We start from the raw sequence: 24,861 nt of genomic DNA, 5'->3' as shown, positions 1-24,861 counted from the left end.
CGCCATCCATAGTTGGGCGTTGCGTGGCGGCGTACGACGGCGGCGCCTGGGTTCCAGCCGAAACGAACCTACATGCGGGGGAGCCCGAGGTAGCGTGGCACCTTTTCCGCGTAGTCCGGGTAGGACTCCGGGAACAGCCCGGCGAGCGTGGCCTCCTCGTCCAGGACGAACCGGTGCTCCACCAGTAGCTCGGCCGGCAGCAGCGCGAGGACCCAGGCTGACCCGGCCATGGTTCCCGCGCCGAGCTGGATGAGCCACCAGCCCACGTACATCGGGTGGCGGGTGACGGCATACGGGCCGGTGACCACCAGGTCCTCCGGGTGCTCCAGGTCAAACGGGCCGGCCGAGCGCCGCCGGCGTTCGGCCAGGGCCCAGGCATTGAGGCCGGCGCCGGCGATCACCAGGCCCGTGCCTGCCGCTCTGTGGACGGAACGGGGGCCGGGAAGCGGCAGGGGACGGAGCCTGGCAAGGAGGGCATCGAGGGCCATCGCCGCCACCACGGCCGGCGGCAGCGGAAGGTTTTCGTAGACGGCCTTCACGCGTCCCGCCAGGGTGCGCACAGGACTGACGCCGGCTTTCATGGCTTCAGGGTACGCCGTGCAGGCCCCGGCGCAGCACCCTGGAGAGCAGCCAGACGGTCCGCGGAACAGGCCACAGGATGGCGAGTCCCAGCACCGGCACCAGCGAAACGCCGACGTCCGGGAACTGGCGGATGATGACCAGCAGGTCGGTGTCGAACCGGGCGGGCGCGTAGATGAGGCACAGCCAGAGGGCAAAGGCATCCAGTGTCAGAGCGGCGGCGGCCCACGCCGGGGGAGCCCATCGTCCACGGCGCGCGAACCGCCGTCGGAAAATCACCGAGAGGGACAGCCACAGGCTCAGTAGTTCCGCCAGCAGCAGGCCCGCCGAGACGGCCCAGCTGGACTGCTGCAGCCAGTCCTCGGACACCACGGCGGGGACGGGGGAGTGCCCGTGGAGGATCCGCAGGATGTTCGTGTCGATGGCCTTGAGCCGGGACGGGGCCGCGGTGTCGTTGCCGTTGATGACCAGGGCCACGCCCAGGCCGGAGTCCGGGACCATCGCCAGGTAGGTGTGGCTGTTGCCCCATTCCCCCTGGTGCTCCAGCAGCAGCGGCTCGTCTTCAGCGGCGGTGCCCCGGGCAGCGGGGTCAACGGCTTCCGCGAGCGGCCGGGTGTACCAGCCCATGCCGTAGCCCTTCGATGCGTCCACGGAGGTGCGGGGTACGAACATCGCCGCCACGCTTCCAGGCTCGAGGATGCGGGCGGTCCCGTACCGCCCGCCGTCGAGCAGTGCCGTCAGCTCGCGGCCCAGGTCCTCGGCCGAGGCGTACAGGGTGCTGGAGGGCATTCCCGCGGCGGGCGCCGGGACCTCGGTCCGGACCCAGGCGGTGCTGAACCAGCGGGCATAGCCTTCGGCCGCATTGTCGTCCCGGGCAGCGGCCGCCGTCGTATGGCTGTGCACCATGCCCAGCGGTCCGAAGACGTACTGCTGCAGGTACTCCCCGAAGGGCTGGTTGGCGACGGTCTGCACCAGGAGGCCCAGTACGTTGTAGTTGGCACTGGCGTAGTGGAAACGCTGCCCCGGGTCGCCGGCCAGCGGGGATCCGGCCATCCCACGGACTGATGCCTCGAGGGCTTCCGGCTCCTGGCTGAGGGACGCCTCGAAGGCCGTGTCCCTGGAGGACATGCCGCTGGTCTGGTGGAGCAGGTGCCGGACCGTGATGGCCGGGGACCGGGGATCGTCCAGCGTGAACCAGGGCAGGTAGGTCCGCACGGGCTCATCCAGCCGCAGCCGACCGGCCTCCACCTGCTGCATCACCGCGATGGCCGTCAGGGACTTGCTGGTGGAGGCCAGCAGCACCGGCGTCTGGGGGGTCATCGGCCGTCCGGCCGGGTCCGCCTTGCCGAAGGCGGCGGAGTGCACCTGCCTGCCGTCACGCACGACGGCGATCGCGGCACCGGGAATGCCGAGGGTTTCGAGCTGGTCAAGCAGGAAGGCGTCCACCGCGGCGTAGGCGTGTTGGGCTTGGGCGGTGTCCGTGGCGGCACCTGTTGCGATGGCGGCTGTTGTCGGGGCGGCGCCTGCGACGGCCACCAGGAGGCACAAGAGGAGGCAGCGCGGTGACCTGGACATTGTCCACATGGCTGCACCTGCTTAGGCCGGCAGTCCCTTCACGGTAGGGCCTGGCCAGGCGGAAGACAATGCTGTCCGGTCAGCGTGAGACGTGTCTACGGGTTCAGCTCGGCGGCGGCGAAGGACACGGCGAAACGGGCGCACCAGATGCTGACCGAGCCATAGTCGCTCAGCACCGTCCCGGCCGGGATGTCATAGTTCTGATCGCCCTTGTTGGCTTTGAGTGCCCCGAGGTCGAGGTACGCGCCGTCGTCGAAGACGTACCAGCCGGCGAATCCCTCCACCACCGGGGCGTTGCTGAGCCACACCCGGAGGTCCGGACCATCGGAAGTATCGAGGCCTTCGAACCGGAGGATCCGGCTCCCGTCGGAAAGCTCGAGGATCTTCACTGTTCCCGAGCTGGTGTGTTCATGGCTGATCAGCCGGCCGGCTGCCAGTTCACGCGGAAGCGCAACGGGCGCAACGGGCGCGGCGGGGGAGGGCGCTGCCGAGGGCCCCTGTGACTCGACCGCGGTCGTGGCGACTGCCGGAACATCCTCGATCACGGTTGAGCTGGTGAAGATGCGCCAGGGCTGGAACAGGTACAGCCCCACAGCAACCGCGATGACAGCCACGAGCGCCACAGCCGGTATGACAACGCGCCTTCTCATACCACGTCAACGTCCGGACGAGAGGCGCCGTTCCGGTCCCGGAAGGCCAGTCCGATGCGTCCCCCGGCCCCGTCCCGGTCAGCACAGGGTGAGGGCACCTTGAACACGTGGCCCATCATCCGGACAAGAGCTGGAGCAGCAGCCCTTCCAGCGCACTGGTGTGTGCTGGACTGGTTTCGGATGCGCTGATCTTCGACCCACAAGATTTCGTCGGGCTGGTTTCCGGGGCACTGTTTTCCAGTGGCAGGATGTCCGGCGGCCATTGTGGTGGTTCGCGGTCGGGTTGTTCGGCGTGGTACTGCTGCCCTGTGGGTGAGGTCCAGCCGGGTGGTTCGTCCTTGGCAGCCGGCGTCGGTTCCCAGCCGCTGTTGTGTTTGAGCCGGTGATGTTTTGGGCAGACCTGTGCCAGGTTGCTGATTCCGGTGGTTCCGCCGTGTTGCCAGGCCTTGAGGTGGTCGATTTCGTTGTCGAGGGCGTTGTTACTGCAGCCGGGGAAAGCGCATTTGCCGTCCCGAAGATGCAGCGCTTTCCTCATGGCTTTGGTGAGTCGATAACTGGTGCGGCCGATCTCCAGTGGTGTTCCGTCGCTCGGGTCAAGCAGGACGCGGCGGAACGACTCGGCACCCCCGGAGAGGAGCTGGCGGGCCATCGAGGCGGGGATGGGGCCGTAGCCGTCGAGCGCGGCGGGTTCGTCGGTGAGTCCGAGAAGGGCGAAGAACGGAACGGTCACAAGCACGTCGGCGCGGGGAGTGGGGACCTTCGCGGCATCCGTGTCCAGGGCGGGGTTGGGCGTGCTTTCGAAGGTGCCGGGCGCGGTGGGGTCCGGTTCTGCCGGTGCCCGGTTGCCGTGGCTGCCGGGATGGTCGCTAATGCCCAGGTCTGTTGCGGGTTCGTCGGAGCCGACGACTGTGGCCAGGCCGATCATGTCCTCCGGCGCCTCGCCCGAGACGTCACCGGTCCCGGTGGGCCCCGGGGTTATGGCGCTTCGGTAGGTGAGGAGCCGGTGGGTGAGGATGTCGGGCCGGAGTTGGGTGAGGGTGCGGGGCTCGTCGGGGCCTTGGAGGCTTCGGGCGGTTGCGGTGAGGTCGTTCCAGATCGCCAGGGCTTGGTCGGCGGGCAGGTACGCAGCGATCCAGGCCATCCCGTCACGGTCCGGCGTGAATTCCACGCGCCGATCGGCCACGCCCTTGCGGTGGCGCTTCTCGATCGACTCCGGGTGATGGCGTTCCCGCCAGCCCCGCACCTTTGCCCGTAACCGGGCCGGCACCAGTTCCGAGGCGGGGCAGCCCCGGGCCGGGTTGGGTGCGTCGGGGTCGAGGAAGTGCTCCACCAGCGCGCCTGCGGCGGCGTGGTCCAAACACTCAGTTTCGTCGGCAAAAATCCGGGCCTGCTGCCAGGAGAGGCTGCCGGCGGAAAGGGCGTCCATGAGCGGCGGCATTGCACACACCTGCCGGGACTGGGTGACGAACGCGGACGCGGCACCGGAGCTGATGGTGAGGATCCCGGCGATTTCCTCAACAGTGGAGATCTCGGTGTAGGTCCGGTCATGCAGGGGCGCGTCCGGCGGGGTCATGGCGCGCTGCAGGTCCATCGCTTCGGCGGCGGACCGCACCTTCCGCGCCGAGGCCTGGGACTCCAGCTTCTTCTCCAGCCCCATCCGCTCGAGCCGGATTTCGTACGCCCGCTGCAATACATCGACTCCGTCCCCCGCGGTACCTGAGGCTCCGGCAGAAGCGAGGGCGGCGTCCTCGGCATCAAGCGCGGCGAGCGCAGCAACGGTGGCATGGATAGCCTCCACTCCCGTCCCGGTTCCCGCTCCGTTTTCCACAGGAATATCGTCTAACGGGGGTACGACATTTTGGCCGGCCGGCACCGGACTGGGCCAAACCAGCAGGCCTGGCGGGGCCACACAGGGCCCGTCCAAGCGGAACACACGCCCGCGCTCTCACAGTGCGTGCCGCCGTCGTACTTCTCCCAAAAGCGCAACCGTTGTTGCCCTGGTGGGTGCAGCGGCAGGATGATCGAAAGTGTTGGGCTCCTGCCGGCCAGGCGGGCCGGACGAACGACGACGTATGCCCAGCTAAGCGAGCGAGGCGGCGGTGAGCGGGCCATGACAGAGCACAGAGGGCGGCAGCGGCGGCTGCAGGTTTCCGACGTCAATGTCGTCAACCCCCGCACGCTGCGGAAGGCGCTCGGCGGGACCATCGTGGGCAACACGATGGAATGGTACGACGTGGGCGTGTTCGGCTACCTCATCACCACCATGGGGCCGGTGTTCCTGCCTGAGGCGGACAGGGCCGTGCAGAACCTGTTCCTGCTGGGGACCTTCGGCGCCACGTTCATCGCCCGGCCGCTGGGCGGGATCTTTTTCGGCTGGCTGGGCGACAAGATGGGCCGCCAGAAGGTGCTGGCCATGACACTGATGCTCATGGCGGCCGCGACGTTCGCCGTCGGCCTGCTGCCCGGGTACGCGGTGCTGGGCATCTGGGCGGCGGTGCTGCTGGTGGTCCTCAAGCTGGTGCAGGGCTTTTCCACCGGCGGCGAATACTCGGGCGCCACCACGTTCGTGTGCGAGCATTCCCCGGACCGCCGCCGCGGTTTCTACGTCAGTTTCCTGGATATGGGCAGCTACCTGGGTTTCGCGGCGGGCGGGCTGGTGGTGTCCCTCCTCCAGCTGGCGCTGGGCCAGGAGCAGATGGAGGCGTGGGGCTGGCGGATCCCGTTCCTGGTGGCCGGTCCGCTGGGCGCCGTCGCTGTCTACTTCCGGATGAAGATCGAGGAGTCGGCCGCTTTCAAAGCCACGCTGGAAGCCGAAGCCGTGGCAGCCAAGCACCCCGAGACGGGGGAGGATCTCCGCCCGGTGGGCCCGGTCGGGATCCTGAAGGCGCACTGGCGGCCGATCGTGCTGGCCATGATCCTGGCGGCGGCAGCCAACACGGTGGCCTACGCCCTCACGTCCTACATGCCCACGTACCTGACCAGCAACAAGGGGTACAGCGAGGTGGAGGGGACGCTGCTGACCATCCCTGTGCTGGTGGCCATGGCGTTGTGCATCCCGTTCACGGGGCTGCTCTCGGACCGGATCGGCCGCCGTCCCGTGCTGTGGATCGGGGCCTTCAGCACCGTGGCGTTCGCGGTTCCCGCGTTCCTGGCGATAGCGGCGGGCAGCCTCCCTATGACGTTGCTGGGCCTGGCCCTGATCGCCTTCCCGGTGGCGTTCTCGGTGCCGAACCTCGCGTCGGCGCTGCCCGCGCTCTTTCCCACCGAGCACCGCTATTCCGCCATGGGAATCGCCTACAACCTGGCGGTGGCCATCTTCGGCGGAACGGCACCGTTCATCATCGCGTCCCTGATCCAGCTGACCGGCGACGACATGGCAATTGCGTACTACCTCATGGCCGTGGCCGTGGTGGCTGCCGTGGCCATCCGGTTCCTGCCCGAATCGGCCCGGCGGCACCTGCCCGGGTCCATGCCCAGCGTGGAGTCGGAGGAGGCGGCCCGGAAGCTTGTGGCGACGCAGGACAACAACCCGCTCCTGGACGTGGACACGCTGCCGTTCGAAAGCAGCTTCGAGATTGCTCGGGCGGAGCACAAGGGCGGCCCGGAAAGCCGACGGTGATGTGAAACGGCCAGGGCTGCGGCCTCGATGATCGCGACCGTCGCAGCCAGGGCGAACGTTGACAGTTCGTGTCTCGGTGGTTCCCGGCAGCGGCACGGACGCCGCGCGGTGAGGGCGTGGTTTCTGTTACTCCACGATCACCACGGGAGCCACATCCCTGTCGCGTGCGGCAACGGTGCCGCGGCGGCGCCAGTAGGCGGCCAGTACAGCGCCGGAAACGTTGTGCCATACCGAGAAAATGGCGCCGGGCAGGGCTGATTCGGGAGTCAGGTACTGCCGTGCCAGGCCTGCGGCAAGGCCCGAGTTCTGCATGCCGACCTCAATAGCGGTGGTGCGCCGGGACGGAACCGGCAGCCTGAACAAGCGGGCGGCGGCGTAACCCAGGGCGTATCCCAGCCCGTTGTGCAGGATGACAGCCACAAGAACCAGGAGCCCGGCCGAGAAAATCGCCTTGGCGCTTCCGGCCACCACTGCCACCACCACGACGGTGATGGCGAGGACCGAGATCCAGGGCAGGGCGGGCAGCGACTTGTTGACCAGGCGCGGCAGGAAGAGCCGGATCACCAGTCCCAGCAGCACGGGGAACAGCACGATCTGGACGATGGACCAGGCCATGGAGCCGGCGTCGACCGGCATGTACTGTCCGGCCAGCCACAGGGCCAGCACCGGGGTGAGCAGGGGAGCTAACAGCGTGGACACTGTGGTCATTGCCACGGACAGGGCCACGTCCCCCTTGGCCAGGTAGGACACCACGTTGGAGGCAGTGCCGCCGGGGCAGCAGCCCACCAGGATGACGCCTGCCGCCAGCGCGGGGGGCAGCCCGAGTGCCGCCGCGATCAGCCAGCCAAGGAACGGCATGATGGCGTACTGCGCCACCACGCCGATCACCACGGGAACGGGCCGCTTGGCGATGACGGCGAAGTCGGGCGGCGTCAGCGTCAGCCCCATGCCGAACATGATGACCCCCAGAAGGGGGTTGATCCAGGGGCCCAGGCCTGTGAAAGCCGCCGGCGCGGCAAGTGCCACGGCGCCTCCGGCCAGGATGAGAAGGGGAAAGAGGGTGACGGCCACGCGGGCGCTGCGTTCCTCGGCGGCGGATGCGGGCGCGGCGGACTCGGATAAAGAAGACGTGGCTACCGGATTATCACAGTGAGTGCTGGCTCTCGGAATCGGCGGAGATTGATGACGCGCCACTGTGGCGCCGCGCGGCATATTTGCAAGCGCTTGCGAAGATGATGCTGCATGGCTACCGTGGAAGGCGTGTCAACAACAGTAGAGCAGGTAGCGGAACGCGCGGGAGTTTCGATTTCAACGGTTTCGCGTGCGCTGAGGGACGTCCCGGGGATCTCGGCTGCCACCCGCAAGCGCGTGCAGGAAGCTGCGGAAGCACTCGGCTACGCCATCTCGCCCAGCGCCTCAAGGCTGGCGACCGGACGCACCCGGACTGTCGCCGTCGTCGTGCCCCTGCTCAGCAAGTGGTTCTTCGCGGAGGTCATCGCGGCCGCCGGACGGGTGCTGAGCCGGGAGGGCTATGACGTGCTCCTGGTGGAACTGTCCACGCCGGACCTGCGGGAGAAGTTCTTTGCCGGCCCCCGGCTCCACGGCCGTGCTGACGCTGCCCTCGTGATCGCCCTCCAGCTGGCCCCCGCCGAGCTCGCGGCGCTCCAGGCCCAGGGGCTGGCTGTTGCCCTTGTCGGTTCCGAGCGGGCCGGAGCGTCATCGGTCCGGGTGGAGGACAGGGCCGGCGGGCGCGCGGCGGCCATGCACCTGCTGAACCTCGGGCACGAACGGATTGCCTTCCTCGGCATCCGGCAGGAGGAAGGCTCACCGCTCGGCGGGGTGCCGCCGGCCGAGCGGCTTCTCGGCTACCAGGAAGCGCTTGCCGAAGCGGGGCTGCCGGCTGATCCGGCGATGGTGCTCGCCGTCGAGAACACGGTGGACGCCGGAGCGGCGGCCATGGCGGAGCTGCTCACCGCGGCGGAACCGCCGACGGCGCTGGTCGCTGCGTCGGATGAGCTCGCCTTCGGAGCGCTCGCCACCCTTCGCGGGGCGGGAATGGACGTCCCGGGCGACTTCTCCGTGGTGGGATACGACAACCACGAGCTCGCCGGTGCCGTTGGGCTCACCACCATGGACCACGGCGTTTCCGAACAGGGCAGCCTGGCGGCCGGGGCCGTCCTCGCCGCCCTGTCCGGCGCCCCCGCTTCCGCAGGCACCATCGAGCCCCGCCTCGTGGTCCGCCACACCACCGCACCGCCCCGGCGCCTTCGCCGGGCGGCCCTTTCCAGCCAGAACTGACCCCTACGGGAGGAAAACCATGGAATACCGCAAGCTTGGAAACTCAGGCATGTACGTCAGCGCCATCGCCTACGGCAACTGGACCACGCACGGCGAACAGATCGACCAGGACGCAGCCACCGAGTGCGTCCGCACCGCCCTTGACCTAGGCATCACCACGTTCGACACGGCGGACGCCTACGCCGGCACGCGCGCCGAGACGGCACTGGGTGAGGCGCTCAAGGGGACCCGGCGCGAGGGCTTGGAGCTCTTCACCAAGGTCTATTTCCCCACGGGGGAGGGCAAGAACGATCGCGGGCTGTCCCGGAAGCACATCATGGAGTCCATCAACGGCTCGCTGCGCCGGCTCCGCACGGACTACGTGGACCTCTACCAGGCCCACCGGTACGACTACGAGACTCCGCTCGAAGAGACCATGCAGGCCTTCGCCGACATTGTCCGCGCAGGCAAGGCCCACTACATCGGCGTTTCGGAGTGGACGGTGGATGAGATCCGCCGCGGCGCCAAGCTCGCCCGGGAGCTCGGCATCCACCTGGTCTCCAGCCAGCCGCAGTACAACATGCTGTGGCGGGTCATCGAGCCCGAAATCGTGCCCCTGAGCCAGGAACTGGGGCTGTCCCAGATTGTCTGGTCACCCATCGCCCAGGGTGTCCTCACCGGCAAGTACCTTCCAGGACAGGGCGGACCCGCGGCGTCACGCTTCACCACGGACGACGGCGGGGCCAAGACCGAGCACCGGTACATGCAGGAGGAGGTGCTGGAGCGGGTCCAGGAGCTCAAGCCGCTGGCGGAAGAGGCCGGGCTGTCCATGGCGGCGTTTGCCGTGGCCTGGGTCCTGCAGAACCAGAACGTCTCGTCCGCCATTGTGGGCGCCTCACGGCCGGAGCAGCTCCGGGACAACGTCACCGCGGCGGGAGTGCGCCTTGACCCGGAGCTCCTCAGCCGGGTGGATGCCGTCCTGGGGGACCTCGTGGAGCGGGATCCCGCGAAGGTGGAGTCCTTCCCGGAACGCGTCTGACGCTTTCAGCGGTGGGCTGTTGGGGCTCCACGGCGCCCGGAGCCCGGCTCTTGCGGCCCCGGAGACGGGCGTAACGGGCCGTAAAGGCGGGGGGACGGTATTTCGGCTGACAGCTACTGCCGGCCCCCTCGCGCTGCGCCGCTCCCGCCGGGTGCCAGGCCCGTAGACTCGGCGTCATGTCTCATGGGGGGATGCCGGCACGGCGCATAAGGATGTCCATGGCTGCGGCCGTTCTGGCCATGTCGCTGGCGGGATGTGAGTACAGCGGCCCGGACGAGCCGCCGGTGCCTTCATCCCCGCCGCCCGCAACGCCGTCGGCCGCGTTCAAGGAGAACGTCAACGAAGTGGCCCGTTTGCTCGAGGCTTCCCCCACGGACCCGGGCATGCCGTCGGAGGCTGAACCTGCCGGGAAGCTGTCCCTGGACCTGGCGCCCGGAGACTATCTGGTCACCGGCGCCTGCGCAGGGGTTTACGGGGCCAAGCTCACTTTGGTGAAGCCTGACGGCGTCCCGGAAGCGACCGGCTTCGAGTGCACCTCCAGACTGGACCGCTTTGTCAGGCACGACGGCGGGCTCCTCACCATCAGCGCGGTGCCGCCCACGGGCAGACCCGCCGCAACGGGCGTCAAGGTGCAGGCCAACCCTGACCGCAGGCTCTCGGAAGCCGAAGACCTTTCAGACTGGGCAGCACAGCAGCTGCAACCACCTATGCCCGGAGAGCTGCGGGGAACCAGCAGCGGGAACACAACCACCACGGCCAGCCTGTCGGCCCCACCGGGCCACTTTGAACTGCACCTGGTCTGTGCCGGACTGCCGGTAGCCGAGTTGTCCGTCTCCACCTGGAAGGGAGCGGAAGTCCTCGCCCCCGTGCAGGTCCCTTGCGGCGGGAGCGTGTTCAAGGTGCCGGTGGTGCTGCCCACCGAGGGAGCCGACCTCAGGATCGGACCCGGTGGCCCGGACAGCCGGTTCGCTTACCGGCTCGTCCCCACAGGCCAGCCCTGAATCGCCTCCGGACGCCGCGGATCGGGCTGGGCGTAGGGTGGGGAGTTGGACGATAGGAGCATTTCATGAAGAAAATCCTCATGGTACTGACCAGCGTTTCCGAGATCGGCGATACGGGAGAGAAGACCGGTTACAACGTGGCTGAGGCTGCGCATCCCTGGAAGGTGTTCAAGGATTCCGGGCATTTCGTCGACTTTGCGTCCATCCAGGGCGGCCAGCCCCCGCGCGACGAGGTGGACACGAAAGATCCCATCCAGGTCGCCTTCACGGAGGATGAGACCACGCGCGCCGGCCTCTACAACACTGCCCGCGTCGACGTCGTGGATCCGGAGCAGTACGACGCCGTCTATCTCGTGGGCGGCCACGGCACCATGTGGGACTTCCCGGACAGCGAAGGCCTGCAGAACCTGGTGGCCAGCGTCTACAACAACGGCGGTTTGGTGGGCGCGGTCTGCCATGGACCGGCCGGCCTGCTGAACGTGGAACTGGAGAACGGGCTTCGCCTCGTCGAGGGCCGCAAGGTGGCCGCCTTCACCAATGACGAGGAAGTCGCTGCAGGCAAGGACAAGGTCATTCCGTTCTTCCTGGCGGACCGACTTGAGGAGCAGGGCGCCACCCACGTCTTCGCTGATGTCTTTGAGGAAAAGGTTGTGGTTGACGACCGGCTGGTGACCGGCCAGAACCCGGCGTCAGCTGCCGGCGTGGCCAAAGAGATGGAGAAGCTCTTCGCAGTGGTCATCCACCAGGAAAAAGCCGAGGAACAGCACGACGCCAAGGCTCTGCGCGCCGAGAAGGACGCCGTCAAGGCGGCTGCCGCGGAAGCGGAGCAGTAGCACCCAGCAGGCATTGAAACTGGCGGCCACCCGGATGAAAGGGTGGCCGTCAGTTTGCGTACAGGGGGAACCCGGAGCCCCTGGCGCAGGCCTCGGCTGCCGCTCCGACGCAGCTGCTCGCGCTGCAGGATCCGGACGGGCAGTGTGCAGGCGGATCGTACTTTCCCAAGGACTCCTACTTCGAGGGGCCGGAGGCTGCAGAAGATGCGGGGCAGCCGTACACCGCCACCACCTGGTCCCTGAACACGCTGCGCGACTGGGGCCCCGATCCGGCGCCCGGTCCTCGTTCCGCTGGTTCTACAAAGCCTTGAACGCGGCGGACTACTTCCGCGCGGCAGCAATGAACGACGGCGGAACTACGCATCCGCGCTTGGCTGACGCTATCGAGCTGGTCCGGTCAGCCCGGCAACAGGACGGCACGTCGTTGCAGGAGCGGCGCCACCCCGGCCGTGTGTGGTTCCGGCCGGCGAGCCGTCCAAGTGGCTGACGTTCCACGCTCTGCGGGTCCTCGGCTGGTGCGACGCGCCCTAATTCCCTTTGAACATGGCCTGCCTTGACAGTTATGTGATCCATGCCTCACCATCAATGCATAGTAATTGCATGCCTGAATAAAAATTTCAACCCGACAGTGAAGTCGCTAAGACAAGAGGAGACGACGATGACTTCCCACAAGATGATCCGCTCGGGGTGCGCCGTTATGACGGCCGCCATCATGGCGCTCTCGCTTGCTGCATGCGGGGGCGCAGGTACTCCCGCCGCCGGGGACCAGAAGAAGGTGATTGGTGTGTCGGTGGCGGACCAGAAGTCACTCTTCTATGTGGCCGAGGTTGCCGGCATCAAGGACGAGGCAAAGAAGCTGGGCTACGACGTGAACATCACGTCTGCCAACAACGACTCGTCCGCCCAGGTCAAGCAGGTCAATGATCTTTTGACGAAGGAGATCGGTGCCCTGATCTTCACCTCCCAAGACTCAACAGCTGCTGCTGCTGGTGTCCGTGCCGCCAATAAGGCGGACGTCCCGGTGGTTGCGGTCGACCAGCGCCCGGAGTCCGGCCAGGGTGATCTTGCCACCTACATCGCGACTGACAGCGTCAAAGCCGCCTACGAGCTCTGCACATGGATGTTTGGGCAGATCGGCGGGTCGGGCGAGATAGCCATTCTGCACGGCGTACTCGGGTCCACCGCGGAAATCCAGCGGACGGAGGGATGCCAGAAGGCCCTCAAGGAGACGCCAGGCATCAAGGTTGTTGCCGAGGAAACCGCCAACTGGGATGAGACCGAGGCCTACAAGGCCACCCAGAACATCCTCACGGCGAACCCCAACCTCAAAGCCGTTTTTGGTGAGAGCGACGCAATGTCGCTCGGCGCCTCCAAGGCAGCCAAGGCCTCCGGAAAGACAATCTTCTCGGTGGGCATCGACGGCTTCCCGACCATGTTCGATGCGGTCGCGAGTGGCTTGACCCAGGCGACCATGGCACAGCAGCCGTACATGATGGGCCAGCTCGCCGTACGCAACGCCGTCGCCCTCATGGAGGGCAAGGGCCAGGACATCCCGAAGGAGCAGTACCAGGACACGGTGCTGATCAACAAGGACACGGTTGCCAAGCACAAGGTCGAAGATTTCTACGGCCCGGACGCCCAGTCCTTCAAGTGATTCCACGATGACGACTCAACAAGCTTCGGCCGGCCTGGAGGGCATTGGCCTGATGAAGGCATACTCCGGGGTGACGGTCCTGAAATCGGTCGACTTCCGGGTCGAGCCGGGCACCGTTGTCGGGCTCGTGGGCGAAAACGGTGCGGGAAAGTCGACCCTCAGCTCGATCATCACCGGCGTCGTGAAGCCGGACGGCGGCACCATGCGGCTGGACGGGGCGGACTACGCCCCTTCCAGCCCCGCCGAAGCACTCCGGCAGGGTGTGGCGCTCATCCACCAGGAGACGCGCCTCATCCAGGACCTCTCGGTCGCCGAGAACATCTTCCTCGGCCGGCTTCCGCACCGGCGCGGCCGTGTGGACTGGGAACTCGTCCGCCGCGAGTCGAGGACCGTCCTCGACTCGCTTGGGGTGGAACTCGATGTTCGCCGCCCCGTCCGCGGCCTCTCGATGGCCATGCAGCAGGAGATCGAGATCGCCAAGGCCCTCAGCCGCCGTCCCCGGTACGTCGTGTTCGACGAGCCCTCGGCCTCCCTCGGAGAGTCGGAGACCGAACACGTCCTCGAGCGGATCCGCGCGCTGCGGGCCGCCGGCGCCGGCGTCGTCTATATCTCCCACCGGCTCGACGAGGTCCGGGAGGTCGCAGACGAGATCGTGTGCCTGCGTGACGGCTCGCGTGTCCAGTCCTGGGATTCGGGAGACGTGGACAAGGGAAAGATCATCAACGCTATGGTCGGACGAGAGTTCACGTACGAGCACGTCCCGCCGCAGCCGAGCCGCGATACGACCGTGCTTGAGGTCCGGGGCCTCGGCCGGCGCGGTGCGTTCGCGGACATTAACTTCGAGTTGGCCGCGGGGGAGGTCCTCGGGATCGCCGGCCTCGTCGGCGCGGGGAGGACCGAAGTGGTCCGGGCCATCGCCGGTGTGGACCGCCCTGACTCGGGTGAAGTCATCCTTGAGGGGCGAAAGCTTCCCTGCAGCAGCCCGCAGTCAGCGATCCGCGCCGGGATCGTCATGGTCCCGGAAGACCGCAAGGGCCAGGGCCTCAACCTGGACCGCACCGCCGAGGAGAACGTGACACTCCCGTGGGAGCGGGAGCTCGCCCGCAAGGGCCTGCTGACACGCAAGTTGGTCCGGAAAGTTGCAGGGGCGCAGGCCCGCCGGCTCGACGTCCGCGGCAGCATGGCGCTGCCGGTGAAGTCGATGTCCGGCGGAAACCAGCAGAAGGTCCTCATCGGCAAATGGCTGGTCAAGGATCCGAAGGTCCTCATTATCGACGAACCCACCCGCGGCGTCGACGTCGGCGCCAAGATGGCCATCTACGAGATCATCCGCTCCCTCGCGGCCGAGGGGATGTCCGTCATCGTCGTCTCATCCGAGCTTGACGAGGTCCTGGGCCTCTCGCACCGGGTCCTGGTGATGTCGCAGGGCCGGCAGCGGGGGATTCTCCGCCGGGGAGAAGCCACCCCGGAGACCGTCATGTCGCTGGCCGTGCACTCGTCGGAATCAGCGGCCTCCCCCCTTATTTCCCAGCAGTAGAAAGAGCATCAGCCATGCGAACCACAACGGATCATGCCATCAACCATCGGTCCTCAGGACGCGGCGGCCGGACCCAGGAAGATGCGGGGACTGGCACCTCTCCGGGGCGGGGTACAGGCCCTGGCCTGGCCGGGATTGCCGCCAATGTGCTCCGTCGGGTCCCCGGGCCGCTGATCGGCCTCATCGCGGTGATGATCGCGCTGTCCATCATGTCGCCGTACTTCCTGACGTGGCGCAATCTGTCCAACGTGATCACCCAAAACGCCGATATCGGCATCATGGCAGTCGGTGCGGCCCTGGTCATCCTCATCGGCGGCATCGACCTGTCCGTCGGATCCACGCTGGCCCTGTCGCTCATGACCAGCGCGTGGCTCTACCGCTCCGCCGGCGTTCCCTTCGAACTGTGCGTTGTCCTGGGCCTAACTGTCGGGGCCGCGGTGGGCTTCATCAACGGCGTGCTCTCGACCTACGGCCGCATCCAACCCTTCGTGGCCACCCTCGCCACCATGTCCGCGGCGGCGGGACTGGCGCTCTACCTGACCAACGGCAACCCGATCAACGGGTTCCCGGAGTGGTACCTGGCCATCACCAGCAACGACATCCTCGGGATCCCGCTCGAAGGGGTCATCATGGTGGCCACGTTCCTTATCGCGGCCTACTGGCTCCGGTTCCGCCCTTCCGGCCGCGCGCTCTACGCCATCGGCGGGAACGCCGAAGTGGCGCGGCTCTCCGGCCTTAACGTGACGCGCATCAAGATCGGCGTGTACGTGGTGGCGGGCTTCCTCGCAGCCCTTGCCGGCGTCATCGTCGGCTCCCGGCTTGACTCTGCACAGCCCACGGCGGGAACCGCCGACCTCCTGAATGTTATCGCCGTCGTCGTGATCGGCGGCGCGAGCCTGTCCGGCGGCTCCGGCGGCATGCTGAACACGTTCATCGGCCTCCTGATCATCGGCGTCCTGAACAACGGCATGTCGCTCCTGAACGTCTCCCCGAACCTCCAGCCGGTGGTCATCGGCATCGCGATCATCGTTGCCGTCCTGACCGACCGCGCCAGCCGCTCCCGCCAAGGCGCCTGACGGCGCATCCCCGTTCCGAGAGGACACCATGACCACCGACACCTACGTCGTAGAGCCCATCGAGGAGCTGCTCGCCGAGGCCGATCCCGACCAGACGCTCGCTCCCTGCGGGCTCCGGCAGCTCATCATCGGCCCCGGCGCGCTTGGTGCAGTAGCCGACTCGGTCACCCGGCTCCTGCCTGCTCCACAGCCCGGCAGCGTGCCGCCGCGGGTCTCGCTCCTCGTGGACCGTACCCGGATCGCACGCTCCGGGGAGGACGTCAAAGATCTCATCCAGGCCCAGCTCGCAGCCAGGTTCACTGTCGTGCGCACAGTGCTCGACGACGGGCACGCTGAGCTCCACGTCGTCGACAGCGTCCTCGATGAGGCCGCTGGTGTTGTCCTTGGCGCGGATGCCGTCGTAGCTGTCGGCGGCGGCACCATCAGCGACATCGCGAAGGTCGCGGTCCAGCGCGCAGGCGCCGCAGGCAGTACCCCGGTCCTGGTTTCGGTTCAGACAGCCGCCTCCGTCGACGGGTACACCGACGACGTGTCCGTGGTCCTGCGGGACGGGGTGAAACGCACCATACCCTCATGCTGGCCAGACGCCGTCCTCTCCGATACGGACGTCATCGCCGAGGCGCCGGAAGCCATGAACCGTGCCGGTTTCGGCGAGATGACGTCCATGCTGGTTGCCCCGGCCGACTGGCGGCTGGCTTCCCTCGTGGGCATCGATCCGACGTACAAGCCCAGTGCCGTGCGCCTGCTCGGCATGGTCGGCAAGGACTTGGAGAGCTGGAGTGCAGGGGTCCGGGAGGCCCGGCCCGAGTCGGTAGGCGCCCTCGCGCGCGCCCTTGCATTGCGCGGGATCGTCACAGGTGTAGCCGGGACGACGGCCGTCCTTTCCGGCGTCGAGCACCTGATCAGCCACATGCTTGACCAATACCACGGCGCCCATGATGAACCCATCGGCTTCCACGGCGCCCAGGTGGGGGCCGGTTCAGTGATCGCCGCCAGCGCCTGGGACATGCTGTTCGAGAGGCTGGCTGCCGCGCCCGGCAGCCGGCCGCACCTGGCAGCCCTCGATCACGGACCCGCCAGGCTGAGAGTCCTCGCTGCCTTCGAGCGGGTCGATCCAAGCCTGCGCGTGGCCGAGGAATGCTGGCGCGACTACTCCGCCAAGCTGGATGTTGTGGGGCGCGGGCTGGCCCGGGTAGGAGCGATGCTGGAGGGCTGGGCCGACGTCCGCGGGGAACTTCGGGACCTCGTCCGGCCCGCGGAGTCGATCGCCTCTGCGCTCGCGGGCGCAGGCGCCCCTGTCTCGCTGTCCGGACTTGAGCCTTCCGTTGATGCCGAACTGGGACGGTGGGCGGTCGAGAACTGCGCCCTCATGCGGAACCGCTTCACGGTCGTGGACCTGCTCACGCTCCTCGGATGGTGGGAGGCCGCGGACGTTGACGAGGTGCTGGAGCGCGCCGCCCAGGCCGCTGCAGCTGCGGCCCCGGAAGGGAAGTGAAGCCATGCTGCGCGACTATGTGATCGGCGTCGACTGCTCCACCACGGCCGCCAAAGCCGTCGTCTGGAACGCCCGCGGCGAGGCACTCTCGCAGGCGCGCTGCGCCTTCGGCCTCAGCCAGCCCCGTCCGGGGTGGGGGGAACAGAACGCAGAGGACTGGTGGACCGCCTCCGCTGAAGCGATCCGGCGGGCAGCCCAGACCGTGGACACCTCCCGGATCGGCGCCATCTGCATCACCCATCAGCGCGAGAGCTTCGTGTGCCTCGATGACGAGGGCATCCCGCTCCGGCCGGCCATGCTGTGGCTTGACACCCGTGCCACCGAGGAGGTCTCCACCTTCGGCACGGAAGACGTCCACCGCCTCACCGGCAAGCCCGCCAACCCGACCCCGGCCTGGTACAAGCTCCACTGGCTCCAGGCCCATGAACCTGACACGGTCTCACGCATCGGCAAGGTGGTGGACGTTCATGGGTTCCTGGTTCACCGCCTCACCGGCGCCTGGCTCACTTCCTGGGCCTCGGCGGATCCGCTCGGCCTGGTGGACATGTCCACCTTCGATTACGACGACGGACTGGTCACCGCGGTGGGCCTTGACCGCAGGCAGCTCAGTGAACTCCGGCCGCCCGGCAGCCTCTTGGGCAATCTCACGGACGACGCCGCCGCGCGCCTTGGCCTGCCGTCGGGAGTCGCCGTCGTGGCCGGCGCAGGGGACGGGCAATGCGCACAGTTGGGTGCCGGGGCAACCTCGGGCGGCCGGGCCTACCTTAACCTCGGCAGCGGGATCGTGTCGGGGACGTTCTCCGACCATTATTCCTATGCACGCGAATACCGGACGCTCTCCGCAGCTGTTCCCGGTGCCTATACCCTGGAAACCTTCATCGGCGGAGGCACCATCAACCTGGGCTGGTTCATCGAGAGATTCTCGGGGATCGACGCCCAGAGCCTCGGCCTGGGGCTGAGCCCCGAGCAGGTCCTTGAAACCGCCGCGGCGGCTCTTCCCCCCGGTTCGGAGGGCCTGCTGGCCTTGCCGTACTGGACCGGTGCCCTCACTCCGTACTGGGACCATAACGCGCGCGGTGCGCTGCTGGGCCTCACGGGCATTCATGGCAAGGCACACGTGTACCGGGCACTGCTCGAGGGCCTCGCTTTCGAACAGCGGCTCCTGACCACCGGGGCGGAGAAGGCCCTGGCGGAGCCCGTGGCCGAAGTGATCGCCCTGGGCGGCGGCTCCCGCAGCCCGGTATGGTGCCAGATTATCGCCGACGTCATGCAGCGCAGCGTCTCTGTGGTGCGCGATCCGGAGAGCACCTGCCTTGGTGCGGGGATGCTGGCCGCGGCCGCCGCGGGCATCCACGATTCCGTGGCCTCCGCCGCGAAGGCCATGAGCGGAACAGGGCTGTCCTACCAGCCCCAACCCACCGCGGCCGCAGCGTACGACCGGCTCTACGACGTCTACCGCGATATTTATCCGGCCAACCGGGCTGTCTTCGCCAAGCTCGCGGAGGCAACACGATGACTGCTGCAACGAACCTTACGTCCAGGCCCGTGAGAGCCTACGCCGGCTACCTCTTCGACCTGGACGGCACGATCTACCTGGGCGACGAGTTGCTCCCGGGTGCCGCGGAGCTGGTGCACGGGCTGCGGGACGCCGGACGCGAGACCCTGTTCCTCTCCAATAACCCCACCAAGAACCCGCAGATGTACGCGGACAAGCTGACCCGGCTGGGCCTGCCAACCCCGGTTGACCGGATCGTGAACCCGCTGGTCACGATCGCCGCGTGGCTGCGCAAGGAAGCCCCCGGAGCGGGGGTCTTCGTCATCGGCGAAGAGCCGCTCCAACAGGCCATCCGTTCGGCCGGTTTCCGGGTAACCGAGGATCCCCGGGACATTGACGTCGTCGTCGCGAGCTATGACCGCGGCTTCGACTACCGCAAGCTCCAGATCGCCTTTGACGCCCTCTGGCAGCACCGGCGGGCCCGCCTGGTGGCGACGAACCCGGATGCCTACTGTCCGATGCCGATGGGCCGGGGGGAGCCGGACGCCGCGGCGGTGATCGCCGCGATCGAGGCATGCACTGGAGTGCGGTGCGAGGCCAACGTGGGAAAGCCGGCCGGAGTCATGCTGCAGACAGCGCTGGACGTCCTGGGGCTTTCCGGATCGGACTGCGTCATGGTGGGGGACCGGCTCCAGACAGACATCGCCATGGCGGTGGACGCCGGCATGGATTCGGCCCTCGTCCTCACAGGCGAGGCCACGGCGGAGATGGCGGGGCTGCTGCCCCCTGAGCGGCGGCCGACGGTGGTGCTGCCGCGTATCGATGCACTTCTGGAGCCCTTCCGGGGCTCCTGAACAGGCGAAGCAGGCACTTATGGCGGATCGGGCTCTTGCCAGTTCGGCTACCCATCAATAGAATTAGAATTCATACCTTGAATATTTACTCAGAAAGGAGCCGTGATGGATCTTTCATCGCAGAATTTGCTGGAGATGCAGCGGCGCATGCTGCGGATCCGCCGTTTTGACGAGCGGGCCTCACTCATGGTCAAGCGCGGCAAGATCCCTGGCACCGTGCACACCAGCATCGGGCAGGAGGCCCAGGTTGTCGGTGCCTGCATGGCACTCGGGGACGGGGACTACATGTCCGGTAACCACCGAAGCCACGGCCATCCGATCGGCAAGGGTTCCCCGCTGGGACCGCTCATGGCCGAGCTCGTGGGCAAGGCCACGGGCGTCTGCCAGGGCAAGGGCGGGTCGCTGCACCTGGCCGACTTCGCCGTCGGGAGCCTGGGCGAGTCCGGCATCGTGGGCTCGTCGATTCCGATCGCCACCGGTGCTGCGCTCTCGAGCAAGGTGCTGGGCAACGGCAAAGTGTCCCTTGCGTTCTTCGGCGACGGCGCAGCGAACCAGGGGTGCCTGTACGAGGCCATGAATATCTCCGGCGTGTGGGACCTGCCGGTGGTCTTCCTGTGCGAGAACAACCAGTACGCGCTGTCCACCCCCGCCCACACAGTGACTTCCGGGGTGATCGCGGACCGTGCCGCCGGCTTCGGGATGCCTGGTGTCCGGGTGGAGGACGGCCAGGACGTGCTCGCGGTGTTCGAGGCGGTCACGACGGCCGTCGAACGCGCACGCCGGGGAGAAGGCCCTTCCCTCGTGGAAGTGGTCACGTACCGGTTCAACGAGCACTCCGAGGGGCTGCGTCTTGGCACCGACTACCGCAATGCGGAAGAAAAGGCGGCCTGGGTCGAGCGGGACCCAATTGTGCTGTTCCGGCGGCACCTTGAGAGGGAGGGGATCGCCACAGCGGAGGAACTCGACGCCCTGGAGGCCGAAGTCCTCGCCGAGGTCGACGAGGCCGTGCGGTTCACGGACGAGAGCCCCTACCCCGACCCCAGCGTCGCCTTCAAAGACCTCTACACCGAGCCGATCGGAGCAATCGCATGACTGTCATGAGCTACCTTGGTGCCATCGGCGCCGCCCAGCGCGAGGCCATGGAGGCCGACGATCGGGTCGTCATTATTGGCGAGGACGTCGAAGCCAACGTCTACGGCACCACCGGCGCCGGCAAGTCCCGCAAGGACAAGGGCGACTTCCTGGAGATGTTCGGGGCCAACCGCATCCGCAACACCCCGATCTCCGAGGAAGTCATCGTCGGCGCCGCGATCGGCGCCGCGATGACCGGCCTGCGCCCGATCGTCGACCTGTCGTACTCGAGCTTCCTGTACATGGCGATGGACCAGTTCGTGAACCAGGCCGCCAAGAACCGCTACATGTTCGGCGGCCAGGCGTCCATCCCCGTGGTGTTCCGCTCAGCGATGTTCTACGGGCTAAACACCGGCGCGCACCACTCCGACCGGCCGTACCCGATGTTCATGAACGTCCCCGGGCTGAAGATCATCGTCCCGTCCAACCCGTACGACGCGAAAGGCCTGCTCCGCAGCGCGGTGGATTCCGATGACCCCGTCCTGACCTTCGAAGCCTGCATGCTGTGGGGCAGCAAGGGCGAGGTCCCGGAGGAGGAATACCGCATCCCGTTCGGCCAGGCCAACGTGGCCCGGACCGGCGATGACGTCACCGTCGTCGCGATTTCCAGCGCCGTCCCGGAAGCCCTCGCGGCTGCCGAAACCCTGGCCGGGGAGGGCGTCTCGGTCGAGGTCATCGACCCGCGCACCCTCGTCCCGTTCGACACCGAAGCAGTCATCCGGTCCGTCCAGCGCACCGGCCGGCTGGTCATCGCCGATCCGGCCCACCGCACTTGCTCCGCTGCGGCGGAGATCTCGGCCATCGTGGCCGAGGAGGCCTTCGAGTCCCTCCGGGCCCCCATCATCCGGGTGACCACCCCCGATACCCAGATCCCGTTCAGCCCCGCCCTCGAGAAGCAGCTCTACCCGAACCGGACAAAGATCGAGGACGCCGTCCGCCGTATCACGGGCTTGATGGCGAACACCCTGAACAACGAACTCACATCGCCCGCACCGCGCATGTGACACCCCTAAAGAACACCGAAGCAAGGAGAAAGAACATGGCAAAAGTTGAGGTCCTGCTGCCCCAGTGGGGAATGGGCATGAGCGAAGGCACCATCGCCACCTGGCTGAAGAACGTCGGCGACACCGTAACCGAGGACGAGCCGCTGGCCGAGGTCGAGGCCGAGAAAGTCGAGGAGACCCTCGAGTCCTCCGCCTCCGGCGTCCTGGCCGAAATCGTCGTCCCCGAAGGCGAAACGGTCGATGTCCGAAGCGTGATCGCCTACATCGAGACCGCCTGACGGTCCAGGGCAGGAAAGGGAACGGTTATGCCACAGGTCGATCCACGCCAGATCATCAAGGACGCGTCCGAGGGCTCTTACGCTGTCGGTGCCTTCAATATGCACAACGAGGAGACCACTGAAGCGCTCGTCAAGGCCGCCGAACGCGCCAAGTCTCCGGTTTTCCTCCAGGTGGGCCGGGCCATCGTGCCCCACATGGGGCTCAAGAAGGCCTACGAGATGACGCGCCGCATCGCCGAGGAGTCCGAGGCCGAATATGTGATCCACCTGGACCACGGGCCGTGGGAGGAAGTCTTTGAGGCCATCAAGCTTGGATTCACATCCATCATGTACGACGGCGCCCACCTTCCGTTCGAGGAGAACATCCGCACCACGCGGAAGGTCGTCGAGGTAGCGCACTCCTTCGGCATCCCCGTCGAGGCCGAGCTGGGAAAGATTCCCGACGCCGACCAGCAGGTCGACTGGCAGTCCTACTACACCAATGTTGCCGAAGCCGAGCGTTTCGTTGCGGAGACGGGCGTTGACTTCCTCGCTATTTCCGTGGGGATCGTGCACGGTGTTCCGCTTGCGACAGCGCAGCCCCTGGACATCCAGAGGGTCAAGGAGATCGAGGCCGCCGTGAACATCCCGCTGGTCCTCCATGGCGCCTCAGGCGTCCCGGATGACGAGATCCGGGCTGCCATGGCCGCCGGTGTGCATAAGTTCAATGCAGATACGGACCTGCGCCTGGCGTTCCGTTCAGGCATCGAAGCCGTTTGGTCGCAGGGCGACCGCCAGCTGGAGGACGCGATGGCGGAGGGCCGGGAACGGATGATCCAAGCGACCATCGAGAAGATGGAGCTGTACGGTTGCGCCGGAAAGGCCCGCGGCCTGGTTCAGGCAAAGCGGTGACGGCGATCGAGGAAGAGGGCAGGACTGTCGTCCCGCTCAAGGGAATCAGGCGGACTGCTGCGCGGCGCATGGTGGCCGCGTGGGAGGCCCCTGCTTTCCACCTTGCCGTTGAGGCGGACATGGGGGCTGCGCTCCGCGTGAAGGAGCGCAGCCCCGGCGCCACGGTCACGGATGCCATCCTCGCCGCCTGCGCGGCAGCGCTGCGTGACCACGCCGCCCTGAACGCTCACTACGCCGACGAGACGGTTACCAGGTTCGAGCGCATCAACGTCGGCATGGCCGTCGACACTCCGGCAGGGCTGGTGGTTCCCGTCATCAAGGACGCTGCGTCGCTTGACCTGGCCGGTATGGCGAATGCGCGCCGGGACATCGTCCAGCGCGCCCGCGAGGGCCAGCTCACCATGGACGACGTGACGGACGGTACCTTCACCGTCTCCAACCTGGGCATGATGGGGATCGACGGCTTCGATGCCATCCTCAACGTCCCGCAGGTTGCCATCCTCGCCGTCGGCGCCACGCGCCAGCAGTTCGTGCCGACCGACGACGGGCAGGGTGCCTGGAGGCCCCGCGCGCGGCTCACCCTCACGTGCGACCATCGGGCCATTGACGGTGCCACGGGGGCGCGCTTCCTGGCCGCAGTGCGGGACAGCATCGAATCGAGTTGACCTGAACCCACCTGGGGCAAGGCCACACCGATAGGGAATGGTCAATGGTCCCGGAAGCTGGACAGGACAACTCAGGAGCCTAGGGCTGCGAGGGCCTGAGCACGGTATTGCACCGGTCTCAGGCCCTCGATCTTTTGTGGCTTACGGTGTTGCCGTTACTTCAAGCCGCCAGATTTGATATCCGCAGTTCAGGACATTCGGGGAGACATGGCACTGCCGGCACGGCAACAGGTGTGCCGGCCTTGAGCGTGCTTAACGCTTCTTCGGGAGGAATGACATGCTGCGGACGACCTTTTACGAAGTGCTCGGGGTTGAGCACCCTGTTGTTCAGGCGGGTATGGGACCCTTCGGGAGCGGCGCCGAACTGGCGGCTGCGGTGTCCAACAGCGGAGCCCTGGGAAGCCTGGGCGGCGCGGGCCGGTCACCGGAGGACCTGAGGCACCAATTGTCCGTTCTGCGCACTTTGACCGAGCGTCCTTTTGCGGTCAACTCCACGCAGCCCTGGCTTCAACAGCATCCCGAGTCCTTCGACATCGCTCTTGAGATGCATGCGCCGGTGGTATCGCGCATGAGGGCGCCAAGTTTATCCACCATTCGTCGCACCCAGTACGAGGGCAGCAGCCAAACCCCGGCCATCCGCAATTTTGGCGGCGGGTGCCCAGAGCGCTGTGAAGGTGGACATGTGGGATGACATCTTCGGTAAGCCCGGTGGCGGCGCGTTTGACGTTGTTCCCCGGGCCCTCGAGACGCCGTTCATCGACCACCGCGCGGATGCGGCCCTGGACGCTTCGCGTCTTCGGGGAGAGATTACGTGCGCCGTCCAGCAGCAGATCATGGAGCAGTTCGTCCCGTTCACGGGACAGTCGGCCGGCATGATCGGAAAGATCCTGCCGGCCAGGGTCATAGTCCAACGCTTCATCGAACAGGCCACCACAGCGCTTCAGACCACTTCCCGTATTATCGGCTGACGTCCGCATAAGGACGTAACTCTCCGGGGACCGTGAGCCTTCCCGTCCGTCCGGTATCTCGTCAACCGCACCAATAAATGGCCAACCGGTCCCATTGCCCGGGTATGACGTCGCCGGAGGCGATCCAGCGTTGTGAAATCCTGGTGTACTCGGCGCACAAAAACTGCTCCCCGGGAGCCGGACTGGGTTTCTCAGTCCACGACGTCCGGGGAGCAGTTCGTCAGGCCGGGGGTTTCCCCG

General features: G+C 67.1%; 23 protein-coding genes. 18 read left to right on the top strand and 5 right to left on the bottom strand.

The genetic code is table 11. The features are described 5' to 3' along the window. Positions 1-68: 68 nt before the first annotated feature. The 4 genes from GK109_RS05085 to GK109_RS05070 all read right to left on the bottom strand — a co-directional run bounded on the left by GK109_RS05085 (position 69) and on the right by GK109_RS05070 (position 4,632). Positions 69-581, bottom strand: a complete 513-nt coding sequence (locus GK109_RS05085; RefSeq protein ID WP_157238915.1) for an isoprenylcysteine carboxylmethyltransferase family protein — start codon at positions 579-581, stop codon at positions 69-71. Between the two features lie 4 nt (positions 582-585). After that, the gene (locus tag GK109_RS05080; protein WP_370460409.1) at positions 586-2,154 is read right to left on the bottom strand and encodes a serine hydrolase domain-containing protein; all 1,569 of its coding nucleotides are present in this window, start codon (positions 2,152-2,154) and stop codon (positions 586-588) included. A gap of 95 nt (positions 2,155-2,249) precedes the next feature. Further along, on the bottom strand, positions 2,250-2,777 hold the full coding sequence (locus tag GK109_RS05075; RefSeq protein ID WP_370460408.1) for a DM13 domain-containing protein: 528 nt from the start codon (positions 2,775-2,777) through the stop codon (positions 2,250-2,252). Between the two features lie 142 nt (positions 2,778-2,919). Next, positions 2,920-4,632 carry a DUF222 domain-containing protein gene (locus tag GK109_RS05070; protein ID WP_370460407.1) on the bottom strand — a complete coding sequence of 571 codons (1,713 nt, stop codon included), beginning with the start codon at positions 4,630-4,632 and terminating at the stop codon, positions 2,920-2,922. A gap of 282 nt (positions 4,633-4,914) precedes the next feature. On the opposite strand from GK109_RS05070, the gene GK109_RS05065 reads away from it, so the two are divergent. Beyond that, complete coding sequence (locus GK109_RS05065; RefSeq protein ID WP_231754801.1) at positions 4,915-6,423, top strand: MFS transporter; 1,509 nt, start codon at positions 4,915-4,917, stop codon at positions 6,421-6,423. Between the two features lie 126 nt (positions 6,424-6,549). On the opposite strand, the gene GK109_RS05060 is transcribed toward GK109_RS05065, so the two are convergent. Continuing rightward, positions 6,550-7,494 (bottom strand): bile acid:sodium symporter family protein, encoded by a 945-nt coding sequence (locus tag GK109_RS05060; RefSeq protein WP_370460406.1) that lies wholly within the window; start codon positions 7,492-7,494, stop codon positions 6,550-6,552. Positions 7,495-7,683: 189 nt separating this feature from the next. Here GK109_RS05060 and GK109_RS05055 point away from each other — a divergent pair, with 189 nt between their 5' ends. The 17 genes from GK109_RS05055 to GK109_RS04975 all read left to right on the top strand — a co-directional run bounded on the left by GK109_RS05055 (position 7,684) and on the right by GK109_RS04975 (position 24,621). After that, positions 7,684-8,721, top strand: a complete 1,038-nt coding sequence (locus GK109_RS05055) for a LacI family DNA-binding transcriptional regulator (RefSeq protein WP_197432415.1) — start codon at positions 7,684-7,686, stop codon at positions 8,719-8,721. Between the two features lie 19 nt (positions 8,722-8,740). Beyond that, positions 8,741-9,739 carry an aldo/keto reductase family protein gene (locus GK109_RS05050; protein WP_157238911.1) on the top strand — a complete coding sequence of 333 codons (999 nt, stop codon included), beginning with the start codon at positions 8,741-8,743 and terminating at the stop codon, positions 9,737-9,739. A gap of 218 nt (positions 9,740-9,957) precedes the next feature. Next, positions 9,958-10,740: a hypothetical protein gene (locus tag GK109_RS05045; protein ID WP_157238910.1), complete on the top strand. Its 783-nt coding sequence runs from the start codon at positions 9,958-9,960 to the stop codon at positions 10,738-10,740. Positions 10,741-10,805: 65 nt separating this feature from the next. Beyond that, the gene (locus GK109_RS05040) at positions 10,806-11,573 is read left to right on the top strand and encodes a type 1 glutamine amidotransferase domain-containing protein (protein ID WP_157238909.1); all 768 of its coding nucleotides are present in this window, start codon (positions 10,806-10,808) and stop codon (positions 11,571-11,573) included. Positions 11,574-12,231: 658 nt separating this feature from the next. Beyond that, positions 12,232-13,227, top strand: coding sequence for a substrate-binding domain-containing protein (locus tag GK109_RS05035; protein ID WP_197432414.1), 996 nt, complete (start codon positions 12,232-12,234; stop codon positions 13,225-13,227). A gap of 7 nt (positions 13,228-13,234) precedes the next feature. Further along, complete coding sequence (locus GK109_RS05030; RefSeq protein WP_157238907.1) at positions 13,235-14,764, top strand: sugar ABC transporter ATP-binding protein; 1,530 nt, start codon at positions 13,235-13,237, stop codon at positions 14,762-14,764. A 14-nt stretch (positions 14,765-14,778) separates the two neighbouring features. Beyond that, a complete protein-coding gene (locus GK109_RS05025; protein WP_157238906.1) occupies positions 14,779-15,840 on the top strand; it encodes an ABC transporter permease in 1,062 nt (353 codons plus the stop codon). A gap of 28 nt (positions 15,841-15,868) precedes the next feature. After that, a complete protein-coding gene (locus tag GK109_RS05020; RefSeq protein WP_157238905.1) occupies positions 15,869-17,335 on the top strand; it encodes an iron-containing alcohol dehydrogenase in 1,467 nt (488 codons plus the stop codon). 4 nt (positions 17,336-17,339) lie between these two features. Beyond that, complete coding sequence (locus GK109_RS05015) at positions 17,340-18,851, top strand: FGGY-family carbohydrate kinase (RefSeq protein WP_157238904.1); 1,512 nt, start codon at positions 17,340-17,342, stop codon at positions 18,849-18,851. Continuing rightward, on the top strand, positions 18,848-19,684 hold the full coding sequence (locus GK109_RS05010; RefSeq protein WP_157238903.1) for an HAD-IIA family hydrolase: 837 nt from the start codon (positions 18,848-18,850) through the stop codon (positions 19,682-19,684). The genes GK109_RS05015 and GK109_RS05010 overlap by 4 nt, the downstream gene beginning before the upstream one ends. Before the next feature lie 105 nt (positions 19,685-19,789). Beyond that, positions 19,790-20,776 (top strand): thiamine pyrophosphate-dependent dehydrogenase E1 component subunit alpha, encoded by a 987-nt coding sequence (locus tag GK109_RS05005; protein ID WP_197432413.1) that lies wholly within the window; start codon positions 19,790-19,792, stop codon positions 20,774-20,776. Next, positions 20,773-21,819 carry an alpha-ketoacid dehydrogenase subunit beta gene (locus GK109_RS05000; protein ID WP_157238902.1) on the top strand — a complete coding sequence of 349 codons (1,047 nt, stop codon included), beginning with the start codon at positions 20,773-20,775 and terminating at the stop codon, positions 21,817-21,819. Before GK109_RS05005 ends, GK109_RS05000 begins: the two co-directional genes overlap by 4 nt. A 35-nt stretch (positions 21,820-21,854) precedes the next feature. Next, positions 21,855-22,097: a biotin/lipoyl-containing protein gene (locus GK109_RS04995; RefSeq protein WP_157238901.1), complete on the top strand. Its 243-nt coding sequence runs from the start codon at positions 21,855-21,857 to the stop codon at positions 22,095-22,097. A gap of 27 nt (positions 22,098-22,124) precedes the next feature. Then, positions 22,125-22,988, top strand: coding sequence for a class II fructose-bisphosphate aldolase (locus GK109_RS04990; protein ID WP_157238900.1), 864 nt, complete (start codon positions 22,125-22,127; stop codon positions 22,986-22,988). Next, entirely contained in the window at positions 22,985-23,653 is a 669-nt protein-coding gene (locus GK109_RS04985; protein ID WP_197432412.1) for a 2-oxo acid dehydrogenase subunit E2, read from the top strand. Before GK109_RS04990 ends, GK109_RS04985 begins: the two co-directional genes overlap by 4 nt. 277 nt (positions 23,654-23,930) lie before the next feature. Continuing rightward, entirely contained in the window at positions 23,931-24,344 is a 414-nt protein-coding gene (locus tag GK109_RS04980; protein ID WP_157238898.1) for a nitronate monooxygenase, read from the top strand. Continuing rightward, the gene (locus GK109_RS04975; protein ID WP_157238897.1) at positions 24,334-24,621 is read left to right on the top strand and encodes a hypothetical protein; all 288 of its coding nucleotides are present in this window, start codon (positions 24,334-24,336) and stop codon (positions 24,619-24,621) included. The genes GK109_RS04980 and GK109_RS04975 overlap by 11 nt, the downstream gene beginning before the upstream one ends. Positions 24,622-24,861 lie beyond the last annotated feature (240 nt).

The organism is Pseudarthrobacter sp. GA104 (assembly GCF_009741265.1).
Taxonomy (GTDB): Bacteria; Actinomycetota; Actinomycetes; order Actinomycetales; family Micrococcaceae; genus Arthrobacter.
Note: the sequence above shows the minus strand (reverse complement) of the source record. Positions and strands in the feature narration are given on the sequence as shown.